Annotated in this window: 22 protein-coding genes; 11 read left to right on the top strand and 11 right to left on the bottom strand. The window is 67.6% G+C overall.

Going from position 1 to position 21768, the window contains the following annotated elements:
- Nucleotides 1–26: 26 nt before the first annotated feature.
- The 3 genes from AC1Q6E_RS11535 to AC1Q6E_RS11525 form a co-directional block, all read right to left on the bottom strand.
- Entirely contained in the window at nt 27–1103 is a 1077-nt protein-coding gene (locus AC1Q6E_RS11535; RefSeq protein WP_492572764.1) for a CobW family GTP-binding protein, read from the bottom strand.
- 18 nt (nt 1104–1121) lie between these two features.
- Nucleotides 1122–1901 (bottom strand): IclR family transcriptional regulator, encoded by a 780-nt coding sequence (locus AC1Q6E_RS11530; RefSeq protein WP_296555716.1) that lies wholly within the window; start codon nt 1899–1901, stop codon nt 1122–1124.
- Between the two features lie 157 nt (nt 1902–2058).
- On the bottom strand, nt 2059–3036 hold the full coding sequence (locus tag AC1Q6E_RS11525; protein ID WP_152798028.1) for a tripartite tricarboxylate transporter substrate binding protein: 978 nt from the start codon (nt 3034–3036) through the stop codon (nt 2059–2061).
- Between the two features lie 143 nt (nt 3037–3179).
- Here AC1Q6E_RS11525 and AC1Q6E_RS11520 point away from each other — a divergent pair, with 143 nt between their 5' ends.
- The 4 genes from AC1Q6E_RS11520 (at nt 3180) to AC1Q6E_RS11505 (ending at nt 8107) form a co-directional block, all read left to right on the top strand.
- Complete coding sequence (locus AC1Q6E_RS11520) at nt 3180–4478, top strand: aromatic ring-hydroxylating dioxygenase subunit alpha (RefSeq protein ID WP_492572763.1); 1299 nt, start codon at nt 3180–3182, stop codon at nt 4476–4478.
- 5 nt (nt 4479–4483) lie between these two features.
- Nucleotides 4484–5593, top strand: coding sequence for a zinc-dependent alcohol dehydrogenase (locus tag AC1Q6E_RS11515; RefSeq protein WP_152798030.1), 1110 nt, complete (start codon nt 4484–4486; stop codon nt 5591–5593).
- A 231-nt stretch (nt 5594–5824) separates the two neighbouring features.
- Complete coding sequence (locus tag AC1Q6E_RS11510) at nt 5825–7084, top strand: Rieske 2Fe-2S domain-containing protein (protein WP_152798031.1); 1260 nt, start codon at nt 5825–5827, stop codon at nt 7082–7084.
- A gap of 21 nt (nt 7085–7105) precedes the next feature.
- On the top strand, nt 7106–8107 hold the full coding sequence (locus tag AC1Q6E_RS11505) for a Bug family tripartite tricarboxylate transporter substrate binding protein (protein ID WP_152798032.1): 1002 nt from the start codon (nt 7106–7108) through the stop codon (nt 8105–8107).
- A 12-nt stretch (nt 8108–8119) separates the two neighbouring features.
- On the opposite strand, the gene AC1Q6E_RS11500 is transcribed toward AC1Q6E_RS11505, so the two are convergent.
- Genes AC1Q6E_RS11500 through AC1Q6E_RS11490 form a run of 3 tightly spaced genes read right to left on the bottom strand, consistent with a single transcriptional unit; the run spans nt 8120 to nt 9269 of the window.
- Nucleotides 8120–8614: a MarR family winged helix-turn-helix transcriptional regulator gene (locus AC1Q6E_RS11500; protein ID WP_296555721.1), complete on the bottom strand. Its 495-nt coding sequence runs from the start codon at nt 8612–8614 to the stop codon at nt 8120–8122.
- An 8-nt stretch (nt 8615–8622) separates the two neighbouring features.
- On the bottom strand, nt 8623–8931 hold the full coding sequence (locus AC1Q6E_RS11495; protein ID WP_152798034.1) for a DUF202 domain-containing protein: 309 nt from the start codon (nt 8929–8931) through the stop codon (nt 8623–8625).
- Nucleotides 8928–9269: a YidH family protein gene (locus tag AC1Q6E_RS11490; RefSeq protein ID WP_152798035.1), complete on the bottom strand. Its 342-nt coding sequence runs from the start codon at nt 9267–9269 to the stop codon at nt 8928–8930. The genes AC1Q6E_RS11495 and AC1Q6E_RS11490 overlap by 4 nt, the downstream gene beginning before the upstream one ends.
- A gap of 132 nt (nt 9270–9401) precedes the next feature.
- Here AC1Q6E_RS11490 and AC1Q6E_RS11485 point away from each other — a divergent pair, with 132 nt between their 5' ends.
- A complete protein-coding gene (locus tag AC1Q6E_RS11485) occupies nt 9402–10451 on the top strand; it encodes an NADP(H)-dependent aldo-keto reductase (RefSeq protein ID WP_296555722.1) in 1050 nt (349 codons plus the stop codon).
- 15 nt (nt 10452–10466) lie between these two features.
- On the opposite strand, the gene AC1Q6E_RS11480 is transcribed toward AC1Q6E_RS11485, so the two are convergent.
- Entirely contained in the window at nt 10467–11372 is a 906-nt protein-coding gene (locus AC1Q6E_RS11480; protein WP_152798036.1) for a LysR family transcriptional regulator, read from the bottom strand.
- Between the two features lie 190 nt (nt 11373–11562).
- Here AC1Q6E_RS11480 and AC1Q6E_RS11475 point away from each other — a divergent pair, with 190 nt between their 5' ends.
- The 3 genes from AC1Q6E_RS11475 to AC1Q6E_RS11465 are packed head-to-tail and all read left to right on the top strand — an operon-like array spanning nt 11563 to nt 14664.
- Nucleotides 11563–12672 carry a hypothetical protein gene (locus AC1Q6E_RS11475; protein WP_492572762.1) on the top strand — a complete coding sequence of 370 codons (1110 nt, stop codon included), beginning with the start codon at nt 11563–11565 and terminating at the stop codon, nt 12670–12672.
- A 23-nt stretch (nt 12673–12695) separates the two neighbouring features.
- Nucleotides 12696–13682, top strand: coding sequence for an SMP-30/gluconolactonase/LRE family protein (locus AC1Q6E_RS11470; RefSeq protein ID WP_152798038.1), 987 nt, complete (start codon nt 12696–12698; stop codon nt 13680–13682).
- A 7-nt stretch (nt 13683–13689) separates the two neighbouring features.
- Nucleotides 13690–14664, top strand: a complete 975-nt coding sequence (locus AC1Q6E_RS11465; RefSeq protein WP_152798039.1) for a Bug family tripartite tricarboxylate transporter substrate binding protein — start codon at nt 13690–13692, stop codon at nt 14662–14664.
- A 37-nt stretch (nt 14665–14701) separates the two neighbouring features.
- Here AC1Q6E_RS11465 and AC1Q6E_RS11460 read toward each other — a convergent pair whose 3' ends face one another.
- The 4 genes from AC1Q6E_RS11460 to AC1Q6E_RS11445 all read right to left on the bottom strand — a co-directional run bounded on the left by AC1Q6E_RS11460 (nt 14702) and on the right by AC1Q6E_RS11445 (nt 18864).
- Nucleotides 14702–15694 (bottom strand): ABC transporter substrate-binding protein, encoded by a 993-nt coding sequence (locus tag AC1Q6E_RS11460; protein ID WP_492572761.1) that lies wholly within the window; start codon nt 15692–15694, stop codon nt 14702–14704.
- A 31-nt stretch (nt 15695–15725) separates the two neighbouring features.
- On the bottom strand, nt 15726–16700 hold the full coding sequence (locus AC1Q6E_RS11455; RefSeq protein WP_296555724.1) for a Bug family tripartite tricarboxylate transporter substrate binding protein: 975 nt from the start codon (nt 16698–16700) through the stop codon (nt 15726–15728).
- A 241-nt stretch (nt 16701–16941) separates the two neighbouring features.
- Nucleotides 16942–17853 (bottom strand): LysR family transcriptional regulator, encoded by a 912-nt coding sequence (locus AC1Q6E_RS11450; protein ID WP_152798042.1) that lies wholly within the window; start codon nt 17851–17853, stop codon nt 16942–16944.
- A gap of 66 nt (nt 17854–17919) precedes the next feature.
- Nucleotides 17920–18864: an alpha/beta hydrolase gene (locus tag AC1Q6E_RS11445; protein WP_296555725.1), complete on the bottom strand. Its 945-nt coding sequence runs from the start codon at nt 18862–18864 to the stop codon at nt 17920–17922.
- Nucleotides 18865–19103: 239 nt separating this feature from the next.
- Between AC1Q6E_RS11445 and AC1Q6E_RS11440 the strand changes: the two genes are divergently transcribed.
- From AC1Q6E_RS11440 to AC1Q6E_RS11430, 3 genes are all read left to right on the top strand, one after another.
- Nucleotides 19104–20051, top strand: a complete 948-nt coding sequence (locus tag AC1Q6E_RS11440; protein ID WP_296555727.1) for a LysR family transcriptional regulator — start codon at nt 19104–19106, stop codon at nt 20049–20051.
- A gap of 122 nt (nt 20052–20173) precedes the next feature.
- Nucleotides 20174–20737, top strand: a complete 564-nt coding sequence (locus tag AC1Q6E_RS11435; protein WP_152798045.1) for a cupin domain-containing protein — start codon at nt 20174–20176, stop codon at nt 20735–20737.
- Between the two features lie 44 nt (nt 20738–20781).
- The gene (locus AC1Q6E_RS11430; protein WP_152798046.1) at nt 20782–21756 is read left to right on the top strand and encodes a Bug family tripartite tricarboxylate transporter substrate binding protein; all 975 of its coding nucleotides are present in this window, start codon (nt 20782–20784) and stop codon (nt 21754–21756) included.
- Nucleotides 21757–21768 lie beyond the last annotated feature (12 nt).

Genomic DNA, 21768 nt, shown 5'->3' with positions numbered 1-21768 from the left:
CATTCTCCATCCGGTCTTCCTCGACTTCATCGCGGAGGATTTTCAGAAGAACGAATACGAGAAGCGCTGGGAAGCGGCGCTGACAAGTGTTCGGCCATCCGGCCGGGATCGGCGTGTGTCGCGATGACCGTCAGGCCGGTTTTCTGACGCGGGATATCGGTCGCGGACAGCGGCCGCACATCGAAGCGCCTTTCGTCGGGCGCGAACTGCACCACGCAACGCCGGCCGTCGGCCAGCGCGACGACACCCTTGAGCCGCAGCAGGTCCTGCCCCAGCGCATCGGCGAGCGCATGCAGGCGGACCAGCAGCGCGTCGCGTTCGATGGGATGGGGCAGGGGGAGAAAATGCGCCTGCTCCGCATGATGATGCGCGTGCGGGTGCGCGCCGTGGCCGTGGCCGTGGTCATGCGATGGCGCATGGCCGGCGGCATGATTTTCCATCCCGCCGCGGACGGGCGTCGCGGCCGGGGCCGGCGATGCGCCGCGTGGCGCGAGGGCGAGGGAAACCGTCTCCCATGTCAGATCGGCCTGGTTGGAGCACAGTACCGGCGCGCCGGGATTCAGCGTCGCCAGTCTCGCGGCCAGGGCGCGGGCGGGTGTGTCGCCGGCTTCCCGGGTCTTGGTCATGATCAAGACCCGCGCCGCGCGGACCTGGGCCCGGGCTTCCGGATGACGATCGAGCAGCGCCGCGCCGGCTGGCGCGCCCGCCACGGTGATGATGGTTTGCAGCCGGTAGCGTTCGCGCAGCAGCGGATGGTCGTGGAACGCCTGGACGATGGGCGCGGGATCGGCCATCCCCGTGGTTTCGATCGCCACGGCGGGAAACGCCGGCATGCGGCGCTGCAGCCGCGCCCAGAACAAATCCTCCAGGGCCTGCTCCAGGCCCGGCAGGCCGGTGCAGCACACACACGACCCCGACACCAGCGCCGCCTGCTCGGTCACGCCCAGCAAGGCGCCATCGAGCCCGACCTCGCCCAGTTCATTGACGATCACCGCCGCGCCTCGCAGCGCCGGTTGTCCGAGCCAGGCCGAAAGCAGCGTCGTCTTGCCGCTGCCCAGGAAGCCGGTCAGCAGGTAGACGGGGATACGGGACGCGGCGGCCATGGACGATCGCGCGTCGGGTCAGGGCTGGTAGCCCAGTCGCGCCGACACGCCATCGGCGGCCTGGAGCACGGGCGTGACGAATCCGCGTACCGCTCGCTTGGTCAACCGCTGGATGGGACCCGCGACGCCGATCGCGGCGATGACCTGTCCGGAGTGATCACGCACCGGCGCCGCCAGCCCGCGCATGCCGACCTCGCTTTCCTCGTCGTCTTGCGCATAGCCTTCGCGGCGTACCTGTTCAAGCGTGCCGCGCAGCAGGGCCGGATCGGTCGGCGTGTTCGGCGTGCGCGGCACGAGGCCATCCTTGAGCACGCGCGCCAGCACGTCCGCGCTCTGGAAGGCCAGCAGCGCGCGGCCTTCGCTGGTGCAGAACGCGGGCTTGCGCGCGCCGACGTACGAACGCATGCGTATGGCCTGGTGGCTTTCGAGGTTGAAGAGATAGATGATGTTGCTTTGCTCCAGCGTGGCCAGATGCACGGTCTCGCCGGTGATCTCGCGCAGCTCGTGCAGATAGGGCAGGGCCTGCGTCGAAATATCCATGCGCCGCCGCACCAGCGCGCCCAGCGCGAACAGCCCCAGCCCAAGCCGGTAGCGCCCGTTCTCCGGATTCTGCTCCAGCAGCCCCTCGGCCGTCAGCGTGCTGGCCAGCCGGTGCACCGTGCTCTTGGCCAGCCCCAGCCGTTTGGCAAGCGTACTGATCCCGATCTCGACTTCCGTCTCGGAAAACGCCTTGAGCACACGGATGGCCGAAGCAACCGAAGAAAGCCGCCCCTCGCCCCCGTCCTGAGTGTCTTGCATAGTGATGGACAATGTTTGCGTCAACCCACCTTTATAACAAGTGTTGGCAGCCAGCGAAGCACATGGGTACCACAATCCAAGAAACTGGCGCCAGCCCCAGGAAACCGCGGATCTGGCTTTGCCAGTCCGCCGGTTTCGCCCCCTGGGGGGGCGCGCGTCAGCGCGTAGGAGGGGGCTCTATGTATTGCTTCCAGTGCGCGATTTCTTTCTTCACGAAATCGTTGAACGTGGGCGCGTCCCAGTCGAAGGTCTCCATGTTCTGGGCCCGCAGCTCGGTTTGTCCTTCCGGTGATTGCAGGGCCTTGCGCACCGCGAGGTTGAGCCTGGTGACCAGTTCGGGCGACATGCCGGCGGGACCCGACAGCGAGAACCAGGTGGTGCCGGTCAACTGCGGATAGCCCAGTTCCTTGAAGGTGGGGATGTCGGGAAAGTCGGCGACGCGCTGCGCCGAGGTCACGGCCAGCGGACGCAGCTTGCCGGCCTTGATGTTGCCGGCGGCGGTGCTGAGCGTGATGAAGGCGGCCGGCACCTGGTTGGCGGCCACGTCGGCCACGGCGGGGCCCGCGCCCTTGTAGCTGATGTGCACCAGGTTCAGCTTGGTGATCTGGCGGAAGGCTTCGCCGATCAGGGCGCCGTGCGTGCCCTGTCCGGGCGAGGCCCAGCTCAGGCCTTCGGGCATGGCCTTGACCTGCTTGATGAAGCCGGGCACGTCCTTGATGGGCTGCGCGACGTTGACCGCCAGCACGGTGGGCGGGCCGCCCAGCAGGGCGATGTGGGTGAAGTCCTTGATGGGGTCGAAGCTGGTCGCGTTGGTCAGCGGGGCGACCACATGCGAGCCGATGCCCGACACCACCAGCGTATAGCCGTCGGGTTCGGCGCGCGCCACCATCTGCGAACCGATGACGCCGCCAGCGCCGCCGCGGTTGTCCACCACGAAACTCTGCTTGAACGTTTCGGCAAGATGGCGCGAGATCAGCCGGCCCAGCGTGTCGGCGCTGCCGCCGGGCGCGTAGGGCACCACGATCTTGACCGGGCGGCTGGGCCACGGGTCCTGCGCACAGGCGGGCGCCGCGAGCGCGCCGGCCGCAAGGCTCGCGCACACCAGGCGCGCGAGGAAATGACGATGAATCATCATCGGCTTGTCTCCTTTCTTGAGGTTCTGATGCCCCGCCGCGGTATGGACCGCATTGACATCGGGATCGAGCGAATGATAACTTTGTTTCCTATCAAGGAACAGTGTTCCTGCATACGGAACGATCTCAGACGAGGGGACCAAAGATGTTGAAGAAGGAACAGAACGAGCTGCTTACCCAGACGGGGCCGGGAACGCCCCTGGGCGAGCTGTTCCGCCGCTATTGGCAGCCGGTGATGCTCAGCCGCGAGCTGCCCGGGCCCGGCTGTGAGCCGGTGCGCGTCAAGCTGCTGTCCGAACGGCTGCTGGCGATACGCGACGAAGAAGACAACATCGGGCTGATCGACGAGTTCTGCGCGCATCGCGGGGTGTCGCTGTGGTTCGGCCGCTACGACGAGCAAGGCCAGGGCGGTGGCATCCGGTGTCCGTATCACGGCTGGAAGTACGCCGCCGATGGCCAATGCCTGGACGTGCCGTCGGAAGCGGAAGACAGCGGTTTTCGCAGCCGCATCAAACTCACCTCGTATCCGCTGGTCGAGCGCGGCGGCATCCTGTGGACCTACATGGGTCCCCCCGAACATCAGCCGCCGCTGCCCGAGTACGAGTTCGCCATGGTGCCCGACGCGCAGCGCTTCGTGTCCAAGCGCATCCAGGAAAACAACTGGCTGCAGGCGCTGGAAGGCGGAATCGATTCCAGCCACGTTTCGTGGCTGCACCGCGACAGCCTGAAATCCGATCCCTTGTTCAAGGGCGCGGCCGGCAACCAGTACAACTTGACGGACCTGCGTCCGGTGTTCGACGTGGTGGACACCGACACCGGGCTGCTGGTGGGCGTGCGCCGCAACGCCGGCGACGACTCCTACTACTGGCGCATCACGCCGTGGCTGATGCCTTGCTTCACCATGGTGCCGCCGCGCGGCGACCATCCCGTGCACGGACACTTCTGGGTGCCCATCGACGACGAGACCTGCTGGGCCTGGAGCTTCGACTACCATGCGGGCCGCGCGCTGACCGAAGCCGAGGTCCAGGCGATGGAAGACGGGAAAGGAATACACGTGCGCTACGTGCCGGGCACGTTCCGTCCCTTGCAGAACAAGGAGAACGATTACCTGATGGACCGCGAGGCGCAGAAGTCGGGCAGGACTTTCAGCGGCATCGAGGGCATAGGCATGCAGGATGCGTCGTTGCAGGAAAGCATGGGCCGGATCCAGGATCGCACCAAGGAACACCTGACCTCCACCGACAACGGCATCGTCAAGATGCGCCGCGCGTTGATGAAGGCCGTCAAGGCGCTGGCCGAGGAAGGCGCCGCGCCGCCGGGAACGCATCCGTCGACGCACCATGTCCGCTCGGCCGCGGTGATCCTGCCGCGCGACCAGCACTTCAAGGATGCCGCCGCCGACGCGCTTGCCGCGCAGCCGGGCCGGCCGCACGCGTCGGTGTGACGGCCATGGCACTTACCGTACGAGCCGCGGTCGCGGTCGAGGCTGGCAGGACCGAACTGCGCGAGCTGGCCGCGCCGGCCGCCTCGGCCACCAGCGGCCTGCTCAAGGTCGCCGTCACCGGCGTGTGCGGCAGCGACTGGCCCTACTACCAGCAACTGCCGGCCAGCCGCGGTCCGCTCGTGCTCGGCCACGAGACCGTGGGCCACGTGGCCGAGCTGGGCGAGGTGGCGCGCGCCAAATGGGGGGTGAAGGAAGGAGACCTGGTCGCGCTGGAGGAATACCTGCCCTGCGGCCACTGCGAGTTCTGCCGCAGCGGCGAGTTCCGGCTGTGCGACGCCACCGACTGGCGCCTGGGCGGCCTGCGCTACGGCGCCACCGGGTTGTCGGTGGCGCCGGGCTTGTGGGGCGGGTTCAGCCAGTATCAGTTCCTGCACCTGAACACGGTGTTCCACCGCGTGCCCGCCGGGGTTTCGCCCCGCCACGCGGCGCTCGCGCTGCCGCTGGCCAACGGCGTCGAATGGACCTACCTGCAAGGCGGCGCGGGGCCGGGCCAGACGGTGCTCATACAAGGCCCTGGCCAGCAAGGCCTGGCGTGCGTCGTGGCCGCGCGCGAAGCGGGGGCCGAACGCATCATCATCACGGGGCTTTCGAACGAGACGGACGCGCGCCGCCTGGCGCTGGCGCGTGAGCTCGGCGCGCACCACACCATCGACATCGAGTCCCAGGACCTGCTCGAAACCGTCGCCGACCTGACCGGCGGCCTGATGGCGGACCTCGTCATCGACTGCGCGGCAGGCGGCACGGATTCGGTCGTCACGGCGATCCAGCTCGCGCGCAAACGTGGACGGGTCATCCTGGGCGGGCAGAAGCGCCGGCGCATTCCCGAGTTCGACAGCGACCGCATCATCGCGCGCTTCCTGACCGTGAAGGGCATGCGCGGCCACAGCTACGAGTCGGTCGAGCTGGCCCTGCAATTGATCGCGGGCGATCGCCATGGGGTCAAGAAAATGAGTACGCATGCGTTCGGCCTCGAGGATACCGACCTCGCGCTGCGCAGCCTGGCGGGCCAGGGTGTGCAGGGGGCGATCCACATGACCATCGATCCCTGGAACTGAGCCGGTCCGGCCGGTAGCGTCCGGTTCTTCCATATCAGGCAGCCATGGCCCTTCGACGCGGTAGCGCCGCAGCGAAGGGCCATGGCCGTTGCCGTTTTCTCCTTCTTGACACCCGGGCATGTGAATCTCATACTGGCCAAATACTAGCGAATCGCTAGCATTTGGCCAGTGCGGGGCTGCGCCCATCCGCCAGGGCGGGGCGCAGCCATCGAAAAGGAGACAGGAGGATCGATGCTCAGCCTCGAAATGAATCGCATGCTTACCCGGGTGGAGAAGGGCGCGCCCATGGGGAATCTCATCGGCCGGTTCTGGATGCCGGCGCTGCTGTCGGAGGAAATCGCCGAGCCGGACGGCCCGCCGGTGCGTGTCGGCCTGCTCGGCCACCGGCTGGTGGCGTTCCGCGACTCGGAGGGCCGGGTCGGGCTGCTGGACGCGCGCTGCCCGCATCGTTCGGTCGACCTGTTCTTCGGCCGCAATGAACAGGGCGGATTGCGCTGCGTCTACCACGGCTGGAAGTTCGGCGTGGACGGCGCCTGCGTCGACATGCCCAGCGAGCCCCCATCCAGCCCGATGAAGGCCAAGGTGCGCGCGCGGGCGTATCCCGTGCATGAATCCGGCGGCATCATCTGGGCCTATCTCGGTCCCGGCGAAGCGCCCGCCGTGCCCGACATCGAATTCATGTCGCTGCCGGAAAGCCACGTCTATGCATCGAAACGTTTGATGCGTTGCAACTACATGCAGGCGCTGGAAGGCAGCCTGGATACCTCTCATCTGACTTTCCTGCACCAGATGAACCGCATGTCCAAGGATGTGTTCGGCGTGGGAGACTTCCAGCGCTTCTCCGACGCCGATGGCGCGCCGCGTTTCTTTTGTGCCGATACCTCCTACGGCATGTCCATCTCGGCGCGCCGCGACGGCGACGACGACACCTACTACTGGCGCGTCACGCAGTGGCTGATGCCGGTCGGCGTCCTGGTGCCGACCGCGCCGGGGAATGTATGCCGCGCCAATTTCTTCGTTCCGATCGACGACCGGAACTGCTGGTGGTACCGGATCCGCTACCAGCCGGAACGGCCGCTCGAACAGGGGGAAATCGAGGAGTACGACGCCGGCGACCTCGACTATTCACGCCGCGTGCCGGGCACCTATGAATCGATGGGCAACCAGGAGAACGACTACCTGATCGATCGCGGCAAGCAGCGCACCGAATCCTTCACCGGCATTCCCAGCGCTCAGCTGCAGGACATCGCCGTGCAGGAAAGCCAGGGCGAGATCGCCGACCGCAGCATCGAGCACCTCGGGACGTCCGACACCGCCATTGCCCAGACCCGGCGCAGGTTGATCAATGCCGCCCAGGCGCTCGAGGAAGGGCACTCGCCGCAGGAAGCCCGTGCCGCCTCGCAATACCGCATACGCGCCATCGCCATCGCGCTGAACCGATCCAGGACTTTCGACGAAGCCGCCGCGTTGGCGCATCTGCCGCCGGCATAGAGGCCCCCAGGAGAAGACGAAATGAATCTCACGACGACAAGCGCCATCAGACATCTGGTCCTGGCGGCCGCTCTTGGCACTGCCGGCCTGCTCCCGCAGGGAGTCTGTGCGCAGGAAGCTTCCTGGCCCACCCGTTCCGTCCGGGTGATCGTGCCCTTTCTGGCGGGAGGGTCGATCGACGTCGTGGCCCGCACGCTGGCGGCCGAGCTTTCGGCCCGCTATCACCAGCAGTTCGTGGTGGACAACAAGGCCGGCGCCGGCGGCACCATCGGCACGGACTTCGTGGCCAAGAGCGCGGCGGATGGCTACACGCTGCTGCTTACCGCCCAGGGGCCGCTGGTGATCAACCCGTTCATCATGTCCAAGCTGCCCTACGACGCGCAGCATGCCTTCGCGCCGGTGTCGCGGGTGGTCGATGCGCCCAACGTACTGGTGGCCTCGCCCAAGGCCGGACTGCCGACGTTCGAGGCCTTCCTGCAGCGGGCGCGGTCGGGCGGCGCGCCGCTGACCTACGCTACCCAGGGCGTGGGCACCACGGGCCACGTCACCGGGGCGCTGCTGGACCAGGCGCTGAACATTTCGTTGACGCACGTGCCGTACAACGGCTTTCCTCCCATACTGACCGACGTCATGCAGGGCCGCGTCGATCTGATGATCGCCGACACCGTCAACGTGGGGGAGCGGGTCCGGACGGGCCAGCTGGCCGCCGTTGCCGTGGCCTCGGCCCGGCGCAGTTCGGTGTTGCCCGAGGTGCCGACCTTCGCGGAAAAAGGCTATCCCGAGATCGTGGCGGGTCCGTGGTTCGCCCTGCTGGCCCCAGCGGGCACGTCGAGGGCGGTGCGCGACAAGCTCTCGGCCACGGTCAAGGAAATCCTGGCCAAACCCGACATCGCCGCTCGCTTCCAGGGCATGGGGCTGGACATCGTTGGCTCGACCCCGGACGATCTGCAAAGCTATATGGACAAGGAATACGCCCGCTGGGGCGCGATCATCCGCAAGGCCGGCATACAGGCGGCTTCCTGAACCGCCGCGCGGTCAGTCGGCGAAGTCTTTCCAGGTCCGGGGAGACTTCAGCCGATCCGAGGCCGTGGCCGCCAGCTTGCCCAGCGTTTCCCGGATGCGGCGCTCTTCCCCCTCGCCCATCGCGCCCAACACGTCGTGTTCCAGGGCGCTCATCACACGCTCCACGTCGATGCGCGCCCGCTCGCCCGCCGCGGTCAGCCGCAGCACGGAACGCCGGCGATCGCGCGAGTCGACGCCCTTGGTCATATAGCCTTGCCGGGTGAGTTGCACGATGGCCCGCGAGACGAAGAAGGCGTCCGTGCTCGTGTGTTCCGCTACTTCCTTGGCCGATAGCGGACCGAAGCGTCCAACCACCGCCATCACGCGCCATGTGATGGTCGTCAGGCCGTACTTTTCTTCCCACATGGGAGCCAGGAACTGCGAGATGCGCGTCGCGATCATCAGCGCCTGATAGGCGATGCGGTGCTCGAGGGGGACGGTCGGATCGGGCGGAGTCTTCTTCGGCATGGTCGATCCTAGCTCAGCACCAGCCAGGTCCCGGCCAGGCTCGTGATCGCCACCAGCGCGGTGATGCCCGCCATCCACGCCGACGAGGCGGCGTGGATCTTGTCCAGGGCGAGCGCCGACCGGCGCCATGACGCGGTCGCGAAGAACAGGATGGCGCACAGCATGTCCAGCGCGCCGACGACGAGGAAGACCGGTTGGTGTTCCTGTATGCCCGCCCGCAGTACCAGCAGCGCCACGGCTGTCATCGACAGGCCGGTCCGACCCCAGGACAGCGCGGTGCGTTGGGGCTGCAACCCCGGATCCAGTTGCGAACTCATCGGAACAGCACGAACAGGCCGGCCACCACGGCGACCAGTATCGTCACGCCGGCCGCCAGCGGAATCAGCGCCGAGCGCGGCAGCGGCCGCGAGTGCCGCATGGCCTGCTGGTTGGCTTTCCACTGGAAATAGGCGCCGCAGCAGAAGATCAGGCCGGCGACGGTCATCGCCACGCTCAGCGCCAGCAGCGGCCAATGCGGCTGGACCACGCCGCCGAACTGGTGGAGCAGGATGGCGCCGGCCAGCACGGCAAGCGCGGTGCGTATCCAGGCGAGGAAGGTGCGTTCGTTGGCCAGCGTGAAACGGTAGTCGGGTTCGCGGCCGTCATCCTCTTGCATGCGAGAGTTCTCCTGAGGCGTTTCTTTCAAGGTCGAGCGCTATTTTAGGCTTCCCCGGGCCGGGATTCATGCCGCCGCCGGTGGGCTTGCAGTAACCTTGGACCGGATATCACCCGCAACCGGAGCACAGACGTGGAATACCGCAAACTGGGACGCACCGATCTCGAAGTCAGCGTGATCGGGCTGGGAACCATGACCTGGGGGCAGCAGAACAGCGAAGCCGACGCCCACGAGCAACTGGACTACGCGCTGGCGCAAGGCGTGAACCTGGTGGATGCCGCCGAAATGTATCCGGTGCCGCCCAGGGCCGAGACCCAGGGCCGCACCGAGGCCTGCATCGGCACCTGGCTGGCCCGCACCGGCCGCCGCCAGGACATTGTCCTGACCAGCAAGGTTGCCGGCCCGCTGCGCGATGCCAAGCGTCCCGGCCACATCCGCGATGGCAAGCCCTTCCTGGACCGCAAGAATCTGACCGCCGCGCTGCACGACAGCCTCAAGCGCCTGCAGACGGACTACCTCGATCTCTACCAGTTGCACTGGCCCGACCGCACCACCGCCACCTTCGGCCAGCTTGCCTATCCCTGGGTGAAGGACGACCACACCGTGCCCATCGAGGAAACGCTGTCGGTGCTGCAGGACTTCGTGCGCGAGGGCAAGGTGCGGCACATCGGCGTGTCGAACGAGACGCCGTGGGGCGTGGCGCAATTCCTGAAACTGTCCGAGACCCGCGGCCTGCCGCGCATCGCGTCCATCCAGAATCCCTACAGCCTGCTCAACCGTGTGTACGAGATCGGACTGTCCGAGTTCACGCAGTTCGAACAGGTCAGCCTGCTGGCCTATTCGCCGCTGGGCATGGGCGTGCTGTCGGGCAAGTACCTGGACGGCGCGCGGCCCGAAGGGGCGCGCCTGACGCTGTTCTCGCGCTTCACCCGCTATGACGGGCCCGAGGCTGAGTCGGCCGCGCGCCGGTACGTGGAACTCGCGCGCGACCATGGCCTCGTGCCGGCGCAGATGGCGCTGGCCTGGGTGAACAGCCGGCCCTTCGTGGCCAGCAACCTGATCGGCGCGACGTCGATCGCGCAATTGCAGGAGAACATCGCCAGCGCGCGGGTCACGCTGCCGCCGGCCGTGGTCGAGGGCATCGAGGCCATACACCGGACGCAGCCGAATCCATGCCCGTAGCGAAGCCGGTTCGCCTTATCTCGATTCCTTGAACAGCCGGATGACCAGGTCACGCATCCACTGGTGCGCGGGGTCGAGTTCGAACCGCTTGCTCCAGTGGAGCATGACGGGAAAATCCCCGTGGGCGAACTGGGCCTCGCTTACCGCGTAGCCGCCCGAGTCGGCAAAGTAGTTCGCCAGCCCCATCGGCAGTACCACGGCCAGGTCCGTGGTCTTCACGATGGCTGGCAAGGCCAGGAAGTTCGACGAGGTGATCCGGATCTTCTTGTCGATGCCCATTTCCTGCAGGACCCGCACCGTGTCCCCGTAGGCGCGTATCGCGACGTAGTCCAGGCGGCCCAGTTGTTCCCGCGTCAGCCCCCCGTCGCCTTGCCCGAGCAGGGCCGGGTGTCCCGCCCGCAGAAAGACGGAATACCTGTCGCGCACCAGTTCCAGGCTCTGGGTGCCCACCAGGTCCGGGATGAACCCGAGCGCCAGATCGACGATGCCCGCATCCAGCGACGCGCAGATCGCGTCGTGCGGCAATGCGCAACTGTCCACCGTGACGCCGGGGGCCTCCTTTCTCAGCGTCTCGATCAGCCTGGGCAGGAAGAGCGCCTCGCCGATGTCGTTCAGGTGGAGCCGAAGCCGCATCCGCGATGTCGACGGCTCGAATTGCTCGCCCTCGTTGAGGGCGGCTTCGATCATGGCGATCGCTCCCTGGACGGCGTGCGCCAGGCGGGCGCCGCGCAGCGTCGGCCGCACGCCGCCGGGCGCGCGCACGAACAGGGGGTCTCCCAGGCTGACGCGCAGCCGGGTCAGCCCCTGGCTTGCCGCCGGTTGCGACAGGTTCAGCGCATCGGCCGCGCGGCTCACGCTGCCGGATCGGTAGATGGCGTCGAACAGCCGCAGCAAATTGAGATCGATGTCTCGTATATCCATCTGTGGGTGTATCCCCTCGCGCGCAGGTGTCGGCTAGTTTAGCGGCGGGCGGCGATCCGGGAGAGCCAATATCCATGGGATGGAAGAACACTTAGTTGGCAAAGCTAATGGAGCGCGTGGCGAGCGGGGGGTAACCTTGCGCACTGTCGTCGCCCCGGATCCTCCGGCGCGGGACGGTCATCGTCATGCCATGGATAGCCACATCAGAAAAGACGTCAGTGCCGGGGGTGGAAATCCCTCGATCGAAGCGGGCCTGAGCAATTTGCTGGTCGATTGCGCCGGTATCAAGGACGGGCAGCGCGTGGTGCTGATCCACGAAGAAGGCAATCCCGCCGTCGAGCACGACGTCGTCGCCGCGATCGAGCAGGGGGCGCGCGCGCTCGGCGCGACCGTGACGAGCCTGGGATGCGGCGAGCGGCTCGCGGGCCCCGAGGCCATTCCGCCCCACATCGTGGCGGCGATGGCCCAGGCCGACGTCACCATCCTCAGCCACTACATGGGCGCGATGCTGCGCCTGCGCCCGCCGATCGGCGCGGGGGTCCACGTGCTCAACTACGCCACCAACGGGAATGTGCTCGGTTCACGCTGGGCGACGGTGCCGTATGGCGTATGGCTGGAAGCCGGCGATGCCATCGCGCGCGAACTGCGCGGCGCCACGAGTTGGCGCGTGACTTGTCCGCTGGGCACCGATCTGCGAGGCAGCATCACGCCTCCTCCCGCGTCCGCGCCGTCGCAGCCGTTCACGGTGCTCACGTTTCCGATAGGCACGCACAACCCGATCCGCTCGCATGGGGCTTCCGGGCGGCTGGTGATCCGCTGGCTGGCAAGCTCCGCGAATCATGACATCGGCGACGGTCTGATCCTGCGCAGTCCGGTGACCGCCGAAGTGCGCGACGATCGCATCGTGCGTCTGGAAGGCGGCGCCGCGGAGGTCGCCAAGGCTGAATCGTTGCTGCACGACCTGGGGCGCAGGAACGGCGTCGATCCCATGCTCATCAACTCCTGGCACGCGGGCATCAATCCACAGGCCCGGCCCTGCTGCGATCCGGAAAAGGACCTGAACCACTGGCAGCTTATGTCGCACAACAACCCGCGCCTGATGCATTTCCATGCCGTCGGCCAGGCCATGCCGGGCGAAATCTCGCTGCCGGTCCTGGATCCCGACATCTGGCTGGATGAGCGCCAGCTCTGGCGCCGGGGCGAATTCCTGCTGCTGAAGTCGCCCGCGATCCAGGACATCCTTGGGCGCCATCCGGGATCGGAAGACGCGTACGAGTTGAACCGCGAAGTCGGTGTCTGACATCGCCACATCGGTATCCAGACGTGTCATTTTCCGTTTCTCTTTCCGACGTTGAAACCGTCGGCCATGGCCTGCGACGGCCGGAATGCGTGCTGTGCAACCGCCACGGCGACATGTTCGTCGCGCACCTCGGCCACGGCATCATGCATATCGCTCCGGACGGCACGCAGCGCGCGATCGGCAACCATGCCGAGGTGGACGGCGCGGCGTGGATTCCCAACGGCATTGCGTGGATGCCCGACAATTCCTTTCTGGTCGCGAACATGGGGCCAGCGGGCGGGCTTTGGCGATTGACGCCCGAGGGCGCGCTCGAGCTGGTGCTGGCGGAGCTCGATGGCCTGCCCCTGGGAGCCACCAACTTCGTGATGCTGGACGATCGCGGCCGCACGTGGGTCACCGTCACGACGCGCCAGTGGCCGATCTCGAAGGCGTTCGCCGCGCTCGGCGGCCCGACGATGGACGACGGCTACCTGATCCTGATCGACGCGAAGGGGCCTCGCATCGTCGCCGACGGTTTCGCCTTCGCCAACGAAGTCCGGATCGATGCCGGCGGACGACACGTCTATGTCGTCGAGACGTTCGGCAGACGCGTCACCCGGTTCGCCCTGGAGGGCGATCATCTGGTGGATCGCACGGTTTTCGCCCGCTTCGGCCACGGCACTTTCGCGGACGGCGCCGCCTTCGATGCCGAAGGGCATCTGTGGGCGGCCAGCATCGTCAGCAACCGGCTGCTCCGGATCGCGCCCGACGGCAGCATGCAGACGGTGCTGGAGGAGCTGGATCCGCGACATGTCGACAGGATCGAGCGCCGGCTGGCGGCAGGCACGATCGCGCGCGAGGACGTTCAGCACACGCCCACGCGCGTGCTGAAGAACATCGCCAGCGTGACCTTCGGCGGTCCCGACTTGCGCACCGTGTACCTGGGCTCGCTGGGGGGCGACACCCTCGGCATGTTCCGTTCGCCCGTGGCCGGCGTCCCGCCGGTGCACTGGAACCAAAAATTTCGATAAGGAGACGATGATGAGGCTTGTTCACGGTGCCGCGGCCGCCTTGTTCGCATTCTGCATTTCGGCGCCCGCCATTGCGGCGGACGCCGACTATCCCAACCGTCCCGTGCGCATCGTCGTCACGACCCCGCCTGGCGGTTCCGTCGACGTGCTCGGGCGGCTCATGGCGGGCGAGCTGACCAAGAAGCTTGGCCAGACGGTGTTCGTCGAGAACCGCGGTGGCGCGAACGGCAACATCGCGGGGGAATTCGTGGCACGATCGCCGGCGGACGGCTATACGCTGCTGCAAACTTCCGGGGGCATGCTGACCACCAATCCCCACCTGTACCGGACCATGGCCTTCGATCCCCTGAAGGACTTCACGCCGATTACCCAGGTGGCGCTGAACCCGCTCTGGCTGGTCGTGCGCGCGGGCCTGCCGGTCAATACCGTGCCGGAGTTCGTGGCCTACCTGAAGGCCCATCCCAATACCGTCACCTACAGCACCGCCGGCAACGGCAGCGCCCTGCACATGGCCCAGGCCGAGTTCGCCCGCGCGACCGGCGTCACCGCCCGCCAAATTCCCTACAAGGGCGCCGGGCAGGCGCTGCAGGACGTCATCGCCGGCCAGGTCGATTTCACCTGGGATCCGGGTCCGGCCCTGCAGCACCGTTCGTCCGGCAAGATCAGGATCATCGCGGTGGGCATGCCCAAGCGGTCGAGCGCGGCGCCCGACGTGCCTACGGTCGCGGAGTCGGGATACCCCGGGCTCAATACCGCCTCGGCGCATGCGCTGCTGGCGCCGGCCGGGACACCCCAGGACATCGTGAACCGCCTCAACAAGGCGGCCGTGGAGATCCTGGGCAATCCCGACGTCGCGCAGCGGATCCGCGCCATGGGCATCGAGCCCATCGGCAATACGCCCGAGCGGGCGGCTGCCGATATCCGGCGGGAGTCCGAGCACTACAAGCAACTGATACGCGAGGCCAACATCAGCGTCGAGTAGGCCTGCGCGCGGCAGGCCGTGCCCGGACGGTTCCCGGTCAGATCTTGAACGCCTCGAACGTCTCCGGCGCGAACAGATCTTCCGGCGACAGCAGCTTCTTCGACAGTCCGCCCTGATGGTGGTAGCGCAGGAAGGTCTCCAGCGTCTTGCGGTTGTTCTCGAAGCCGTAGGCCCAGAAGTCCTCGCCCATTTCCTTGACCACCGCTTCCATGTTGCCCAGCAGCCAGGGATGCATGATCTTGAGCGCCGCGGTCTCGCGCAGGTTCTGGTAGGCCACCTGCTGCGCCTGCGCGAAGGCCTTGTACAGCGACTGCGCGACCCAGCGGTTGGCCTCGTAGATCTCGCGGCGGATGACCAGCGTGTGCATGATGGGGAAGATCCCCGTGCTGCGGAAGTACTCGCGCTCGACTGCCTCGAAATCGGGGAACAGCCGCGTGACCTTGCCCTTGCCGGTCAGGAAGGTGGAGGGCATGCGCGCGGTGTGCAGGGCGTCGATCTCGCCGTCCAGCAGCATCTGCGACAGGGTCTGGGTGGGGCCGATCTGCTCGACCTTGATGTTGGGCGGCAGGTCGATCTTGAGCTTCTCGGGGCGGCCGGGCTCTTCCTCGCCGCCGGTGACGTAGGTCACGCTGTCCACGGGCACGCCGTAGTGTTCGTCCAGGATGCCGCGGATCCACACCGGCGCGGTCATCTGGTACTCGGGCGTGCCGATGCGCTTGCCGATCAGGTCCTTGGGTTCGCGGATGCCCGCGTCCGCGTTCACGTAGATGCACGAGTGGCGGAAGAAGCGCGAGGGGAAGATCGGGATCGCGATGAAGGGCCGCTCGGGCTTGAACAGCGACACCGTGTAGGACGACAGCGACATCTCGGCCACGTCGAACTCGCGATGCCGCAGCATGCGGAAGAAGGTTTCCTCGACCGGCATGTTCAGGTAGTTCAGGTCGATGCCGTCGGGAACGACGGTACCGTCCATCAGCGCGCGGGTGCGGTCATAGTCCCAGCAGCCCAGGGAAAGTCTCAGTTTGGACATAAGCGGCCTCGATAGAGTGAAGGTTGGACGGTCATTCGATGCGGATGTTGGCTTTGCGGATGACGGCGCCATAGCGGTCGATGTCGGAGCGGATCTTCTGTCCGAACTGCTCGGGCGTGCCGCCCACCGGCGTGAGGTAGCTGGTGGCCAGCGTCGATTGCACCTCGGGCTTCTTCAGGATGGCGTTCACGGCCGAGTTCAGCCTGGCGACGATCTCGCGCGGCGTGCCCGCCGGGGCCAGCATGCCATACCAGATGTCGATGTTGAAACCGGGGAAGCCTTGCTCGGCGCCGGTGGGCAGGTCGGGCGCATAGGGCGTGCGCTGGTCCGCCGCGACGGCGTAGACGCGCATGCGGCCGTCCTTGAGGTAGCCCGCGATGTTGGTCAGCGTGATGAAGATCAGGTCGACCTGGCCGCCCAGCACGTTGGGCACCGAGTCCGAGCAGCCCTTGTACGGCACGTGGGTGACGTCCACGTCAGCCTGCTGCTTGAACATCTCGCCCGCCAGGTGCAGCGCCGAGCCGGTGTCGCAACCGGCGTAGGACAGCTTGCCCGGGTTGCTCCTGGCGTAGGCCACCAGATCCTTGAGCGACCTGGGCGCGAGATCGGCGCGCGCGCCCAGCACCGCCGGCGTGGTGCCGATCTGGACCACCGGCGCGAAGCTCTTGAGGGTGTCGAAGGGCAGCTTGTTCATCAACGTGTGGTTGATGGTCATGGTGTTGGGGATGATGGCCAGCGTGTAGCCGTCGGCCGGCGCCTTGGCCAGCAGGTCCAGCCCGATGTTGCCGCCTGCCCCGGGTTTGTTCTCCACGACGAAGGTCTGGCCCAGTTCGGCGCGCAGGTGCGTGGCGATCAGGCGAGCGGCCGTGTCCACGCCGCCGCCCGCGGTCACGGGCACGATGACGCGCACGGGCTTGGCGGGATAGTTGTCCGCCATCGCCAGGGGCGAGATGGCGGACGCGGCCACGGACAAGGCGGCGAACAGGGCGCGTGCCGATGATTTCATGCAGGTCTCCATCTGTGCTTCTTCAATGACTCGTACCGACCCCCATGCCACGCCGGGCACGGTCGTTCGCGGGATGGGGGGATGTGCGCGCCGGTGCGTGGGTCACCACGCCCGGTGCGTCCTGGAGGCGCCGGGTGTTGCCAGCGGCCCCGTCGGGGCGGCTGGCGGCGCTGCGGAAATTCTAAGTCGGGAAGGAGGGCGGAAACCGGTTGCGGGCCATGATTAATACTGATCGCAGCGATCACCGATCGGTATCGCCCGCCCGCGGGATACGGTCCGGCAGTCTGCGGATGTGCGTGCGCAGCACATCCAGGAACAGGGCGGACGCCGTGGTGAGCGGCCGGCGCGGATGCGTGACGCAGATGATCTGCCGTGTCATGGCCGGTGCTTCGATGGTGCGCACGCGCAGCGACGAACGGCGCGCATGGCGACGCACCACGGTAAGGGGCAGGATGGCATGGAGTCCCGCATCCTCGGCCAGGCCCAGCAGCGCCGTCATCGAATAGATCTCGAACACGGGCTTGAACACCAGGTTCTCCTGGCGCGCGTAGTCTTCCAGGATCTCGCGCAGATTGTGTTCGCGCGGCGTGAACAGCAGCGGCAGGGCGGCGACGGCCGACAGCGGCAAGGCCGGCGGCACGGTATCGTCGTCCGGGCCGACCAGCACGAGTTCATCGTCGATGATGGGTTCGACGCTGAGCGAGAACGGCCGGCGCGGCTTGTCCACGATGGCGGCGTCGATCTTGCCGGCAGCCACCCAATCGAGCAGCGGCCCGTTGGTGACGGTGACGTTCACCTTGGGATAGGCGCGCGCGAAATCGGTCAGCGCCTCGCTCAGCACGCTTTCGGCCAGCGATGAGATCATGCCGATCGCCACTTCGCCGCCCACCTCGCCGCCGCGCAAGGTCATCTGCTCGCGTGCCTGCGAGAGATCCCGAAGGATGGGCAGGTATAGCTGGTACATGCGCCGCCCCGCTTCGGTCGGCTCCATGCCGCGGGCGCTGCGGATGAACAGTTTCTGGCCCAGTTCCTCTTCCAGCTTGACGATCTGCGCGCTCAGCGCGGGCTGCACGACGTTCACGCGGCGCGCCGCGCCCGTGACGGTGCCTTCCTCGAAAAGGCAGATGAAATACTGGATCTGGCGAAGTTCCAAGGCGGTCGTCTCGGGCAGCGGTATATCCGATTTTATCGGTACCGGCGCCCAAGAAGGGCCGCCGCGTCAGTCCAGCAGGGCGGCCAGCGCCTGCGCGCTCTGGACGGCGACGCGCCGGCTGGCGGCGCTGTCGGCCACCCAGCGCAGGAAACCGTGCGGCATGCCCGCCGCGCGCACCAGTTCGCACGCGGCGCCCGCCGCCCGCAGGCGATCGGCCAGGATCTCGGCGTCGCTGCGCAGCGGGTCCAGTTCGGCGGCGATGGCCACCGCCGGCGGCAGGCCGGTAAAGTCCGGCGCCAGCAGCGGTGCGGCCCGCCTGTCGTCCGGGCCGGGCTCGCGCCCCAGGTAGTCGCGCAGGATCCGCCGGCAGCGCGCACGGGTCAGCAGCGGGGCGTTGGCGTTCTCGCGGTACGAGGGGGTCTCGAAATCGATGCCGATGATGGGATAGGCGAGCCACATCGCCCGCAGCGGCATGCGGCCACGCGTCTCCAGCGCCGCCGCCAGGGCCAGGTTCGCGCCGGAGCTGTCGCCGCCCACGGCCAGGCGCGCGGGGTCGGCGCCCAGCGTCTCGGCCTGGGCGTGCAGCCATCGCAGCGCGCCCACGGTGTCGTCGAACGCGGCCGGGAAGCGATGCTCGGGCAGCACGCGATAGTCTACGCTGGCCACCATCACGCCGGCTTCCATCGCCAGCAGGCAGCAGGTGGCGTCGTGGCTGTCGAGGTCGCCGTTGGTGAAGGCGCCGCCATGCAGGTAGAGCAAGGCGGGCGGGCGCGGCCGGCGCGGGCGGTACAGGCGCAGCGCCAGCGGCGCGCCGTCGACGGTGATGCCGACATCCTCGATGTCCAGCGCCACCGGCGGGCGCCGCAGCGGCTGGCGCGCGCGCAGGAAGGCGGCACGTACCTGGGCGGGGTCCAGCAGATGCGAGGGCGTGGTCTCGGCTTCGACCAGGCGCAGGACGCGCGGCGCGATGTCGGGATCCAGTCGGGCAAGCAGGGCTTCGTCAGGCTTCATGGAACTCCCAAAAGCGCGTCGTTTCTCCCCTTGCACATGATGCGCCGCGTGTCGATCCAGGGTGCCGCGGATCCGGCTCAGCCGGTCCGCCGGCGCCGCCCTCTTGAGGGGGGCATGAAGCGCGCAGGGGGTGGGTTGATTATGATAGGGCCGCTTCCTTGCCGCCGCGCCATATTTCCGCGGTCCAGGGGCCATGCCGCCAGGGTATGGTGGACGATTCGGAGGGAATGGCAAGCGCCATGGATATTCGTCAACTGAAGTACTTCGTGACCGTCGCCGCGCACGAGAATTTTTCCAAGGCGGCGCAGCAGCTCTTCATCGCCCAGCCGGCCTTGAGCCGGCGCATACGCATGCTGGAGGACGAACTGGGCGTGCGGCTGTTCGAGCGCCACCTGCGCGGCGCGACGCTCACGCCCGAGGGGCGCCGCCTGCTGGACCGCGCGCAATACCTGCTGCGCAGTTTCGACCAGCTCAAGAGCGATGTGCACGATACGCAAGGACCGGCGTCCGGCCCGGTCATCATCGGCATGACGCCCAACTACGTATCCGTGATCGGCGCCGCGCTCACGATCGCGATCAAGCAGCGCTTTCCCGACGCGCAGCCCCATATCGTCCAGGCCTTCAGCCCGGCCATGCACGACATGCTGCGCGACAACGCGGTCGACATCGCGCTGCTGAGCGGCGCCACGCCGGCGCCGCCGCCCGCGCACATGCTGGCCGTCGAGCCCCTGTTCGAGGATCGCCTGTGCCTGGTGGGGCGCGCGGGCGATCCGCTGCTCGCGCGCAACGAGATCCCGGTGCGCCAGCTGCGCGGCCTGCCGCTGATCCTGACGGGCGTGTCGCGCGCCGGCATACGCAACGAGATCGAGGCCCTGGCCGCGCGCCAGCGGGTACCCCTGCGCATCGAGGCGGAAGTCGGCGCCTTCGCGCTGGCCGCGCAGCTGGTGCGCCGGGGCATGGGCTACACCGTCTACCTGCCGTCCAGCGTCGCGCTGGAGTCCGGCCTGGCGGCGGTGCCCATCGCCGGGCTGTGGTTGCAGCGCAGCCTGGCCTGGCCGGTATCGCGCCCGCTGTCGCGCGTGGCCAGCGAGGTGTTGCCCATGGTGCGCGAGCTGATCATGGCCCAGGTCGAACAGGGGCAATGGCAGGGCGCCCGGGCCGTGGGCCGCAGACGGCCGCGCGGCTGAGCCGGATCCGCCATGCCGCGCCGGCATGGCGGGCATAGCAAATCGATAATTTATCGCCGCCGCGCACGCGGCCATGATGTGCGCATCGCGGCCTTTCCGGCCACGACCGTGAAGGAGCATCCATGGCCAGTCCATTGCTAGAAACCATCGCCCGCACGCGGGTCGCGCGCTTCTCCGAACTCAAGCCGTTCAGCCTGGCGTTCGTCGATTCGCTGTTGCCCGAAGGGCGCAAGAAGAACCTCAAGGTGATCGGCCGCGGCGTGGTCGAGAACGCCGACATGCAGCCGCCCATCACCGAGGACCATGGCTTCACCATTTCGTACATTGTCGTGCCGCCCGGCGGCGGCGCCGGCCTGCATGCGCACAAGACCGCCGAGGTATTCATACCCATCTCCGGCCCCGTGCACGTGCTGATCGGCGACGACAAGGAAGAGCTGGTGCTGCAGCCGCTGGACGTGATCTCGGTGCCGACCGGCGTGATGCGCGGCTTTCGCAACCATGGCGAGCGCGAACTGACCATGCTCGCGCTGGTGGGCGGGCACACCGGCGGCGGGGCGGTCACCTGGCACGACGAGGTGCTGAACCGGGCCGCGGCCGAGTCGGGCCTGGCGGTGGACGAGAAAGGCAACCTGAAACGGCTGCCCAATTTCAAGATGCCCGGGGACGTGGAAGGATCCGTCCTCTGACATCGCCGCCATGTCCGCCACGAGGCGGGAGAGGGGAGACGATCATGAAAAAGAATGCGCTGTTCGTTGCGGCCGCGACCTGGCCCGCCGCCGTCCTGCTGGCCTGTGCCTCGATGGCCGCGGGCGCGGCGGAAAGCTATCCGTCCAAGCCGGTACGCGTCATCGTGCCGTTCCCGGCCGGGAGCTCGCCCGACATCGTGGCGCGCTACCTGTCGGGCAAGCTGGCCGAACGCATGGGCCAGCCCTTCGTGGTGGACAACCGCGCCGGCGCGGGCGGCATGCTGGGCGCCGAGGCCGTGGCCAAGGCCGCGCCCGACGGCCACACCATCTTCTTCATGGTCAATTCCATCGTGACCATGAACCAGTTCATCTACAAGAAGCTGCCCTACGACCCGGTCAAGGACTTCGCGCCGGTCAGCATCGTCGCGGCCGTGCCCTACGTGCTCATCGCCAACAAGGATTTCCCGCAGCGCACGCTGGCCGACCTGATCGCGACGGCGCGCGCCAAGCCCGCGTCGATCAACTACGCCTCCATGGGCGTGGGCGGCGCCGGCCACGTCATCATGGAACTGATGACGTCGCTGGCGGGCGTGCGGCTGACGCACGTGCCCTACAAAAGCGGCGCCCTGGTCGACGTGATCGGCGGGCAGGTGCCGCTGATCTTCCAGCCCACCACCACCGCCATCGAGCAGGTCAAGGCGGGGACCGTGATCCCGCTGGGCACGACCGGCAAGAAGCGCCTGCCCGCGCTGCCCGACACGCCGGCCATTGCCGAGGTGGTGCCCGGTTTCGAGGCCGACGGCTGGCAGGGCGTGGAGGCGCCGGCGGGCACGCCGCCCGCGGTGATCGACCGATTGAACAAGGAGATCGCCGCCGTGCTGGCGCTGCCCGAGACCTCGGGCAGGTTCGACGCGCTGGGCATCCAGGCCTGGCCCACGTCGCCGGGGGAGATGGGGCGGATCATTGCCACGGACATCGACAAATGGGGCGGCGTCATCCGCCGGGCCGGCATCGATTGATATTGATTGACC

It is taken from the genome of Pigmentiphaga sp. MLSB6-MA01 (assembly GCF_058793475.1).
This window is presented reverse-complemented; position numbering and strand designations above follow the sequence as displayed.

Coding starts and splice junctions, on each gene's coding strand:
- AC1Q6E_RS11535 (WP_492572764.1), bottom strand. CDS start 1,103: ATGGCCGCCGCGTCCCGTATCCCCGTCTACCTGCTGACCGGCTTCCTG.
- AC1Q6E_RS11530 (WP_296555716.1), bottom strand. CDS start 1,901: ATGCAAGACACTCAGGACGGGGGCGAGGGGCGGCTTTCTTCGGTTGCT.
- AC1Q6E_RS11525 (WP_152798028.1), bottom strand. CDS start 3,036: ATGATGATTCATCGTCATTTCCTCGCGCGCCTGGTGTGCGCGAGCCTT.
- AC1Q6E_RS11520 (WP_492572763.1), top strand. CDS start 3,180: ATGTTGAAGAAGGAACAGAACGAGCTGCTTACCCAGACGGGGCCGGGA.
- AC1Q6E_RS11515 (WP_152798030.1), top strand. CDS start 4,484: ATGGCACTTACCGTACGAGCCGCGGTCGCGGTCGAGGCTGGCAGGACC.
- AC1Q6E_RS11510 (WP_152798031.1), top strand. CDS start 5,825: ATGCTCAGCCTCGAAATGAATCGCATGCTTACCCGGGTGGAGAAGGGC.
- AC1Q6E_RS11505 (WP_152798032.1), top strand. CDS start 7,106: ATGAATCTCACGACGACAAGCGCCATCAGACATCTGGTCCTGGCGGCC.
- AC1Q6E_RS11500 (WP_296555721.1), bottom strand. CDS start 8,614: ATGCCGAAGAAGACTCCGCCCGATCCGACCGTCCCCCTCGAGCACCGC.
- AC1Q6E_RS11495 (WP_152798034.1), bottom strand. CDS start 8,931: ATGAGTTCGCAACTGGATCCGGGGTTGCAGCCCCAACGCACCGCGCTG.
- AC1Q6E_RS11490 (WP_152798035.1), bottom strand. CDS start 9,269: ATGCAAGAGGATGACGGCCGCGAACCCGACTACCGTTTCACGCTGGCC.
- AC1Q6E_RS11480 (WP_152798036.1), bottom strand. CDS start 11,372: ATGGATATACGAGACATCGATCTCAATTTGCTGCGGCTGTTCGACGCC.
- AC1Q6E_RS11475 (WP_492572762.1), top strand. CDS start 11,563: ATGGATAGCCACATCAGAAAAGACGTCAGTGCCGGGGGTGGAAATCCC.
- AC1Q6E_RS11465 (WP_152798039.1), top strand. CDS start 13,690: ATGATGAGGCTTGTTCACGGTGCCGCGGCCGCCTTGTTCGCATTCTGC.
- AC1Q6E_RS11460 (WP_492572761.1), bottom strand. CDS start 15,694: ATGTCCAAACTGAGACTTTCCCTGGGCTGCTGGGACTATGACCGCACC.
- AC1Q6E_RS11455 (WP_296555724.1), bottom strand. CDS start 16,700: ATGAAATCATCGGCACGCGCCCTGTTCGCCGCCTTGTCCGTGGCCGCG.
- AC1Q6E_RS11445 (WP_296555725.1), bottom strand. CDS start 18,864: ATGAAGCCTGACGAAGCCCTGCTTGCCCGACTGGATCCCGACATCGCG.
- AC1Q6E_RS11440 (WP_296555727.1), top strand. CDS start 19,104: ATGGATATTCGTCAACTGAAGTACTTCGTGACCGTCGCCGCGCACGAG.
- AC1Q6E_RS11435 (WP_152798045.1), top strand. CDS start 20,174: ATGGCCAGTCCATTGCTAGAAACCATCGCCCGCACGCGGGTCGCGCGC.
- AC1Q6E_RS11430 (WP_152798046.1), top strand. CDS start 20,782: ATGAAAAAGAATGCGCTGTTCGTTGCGGCCGCGACCTGGCCCGCCGCC.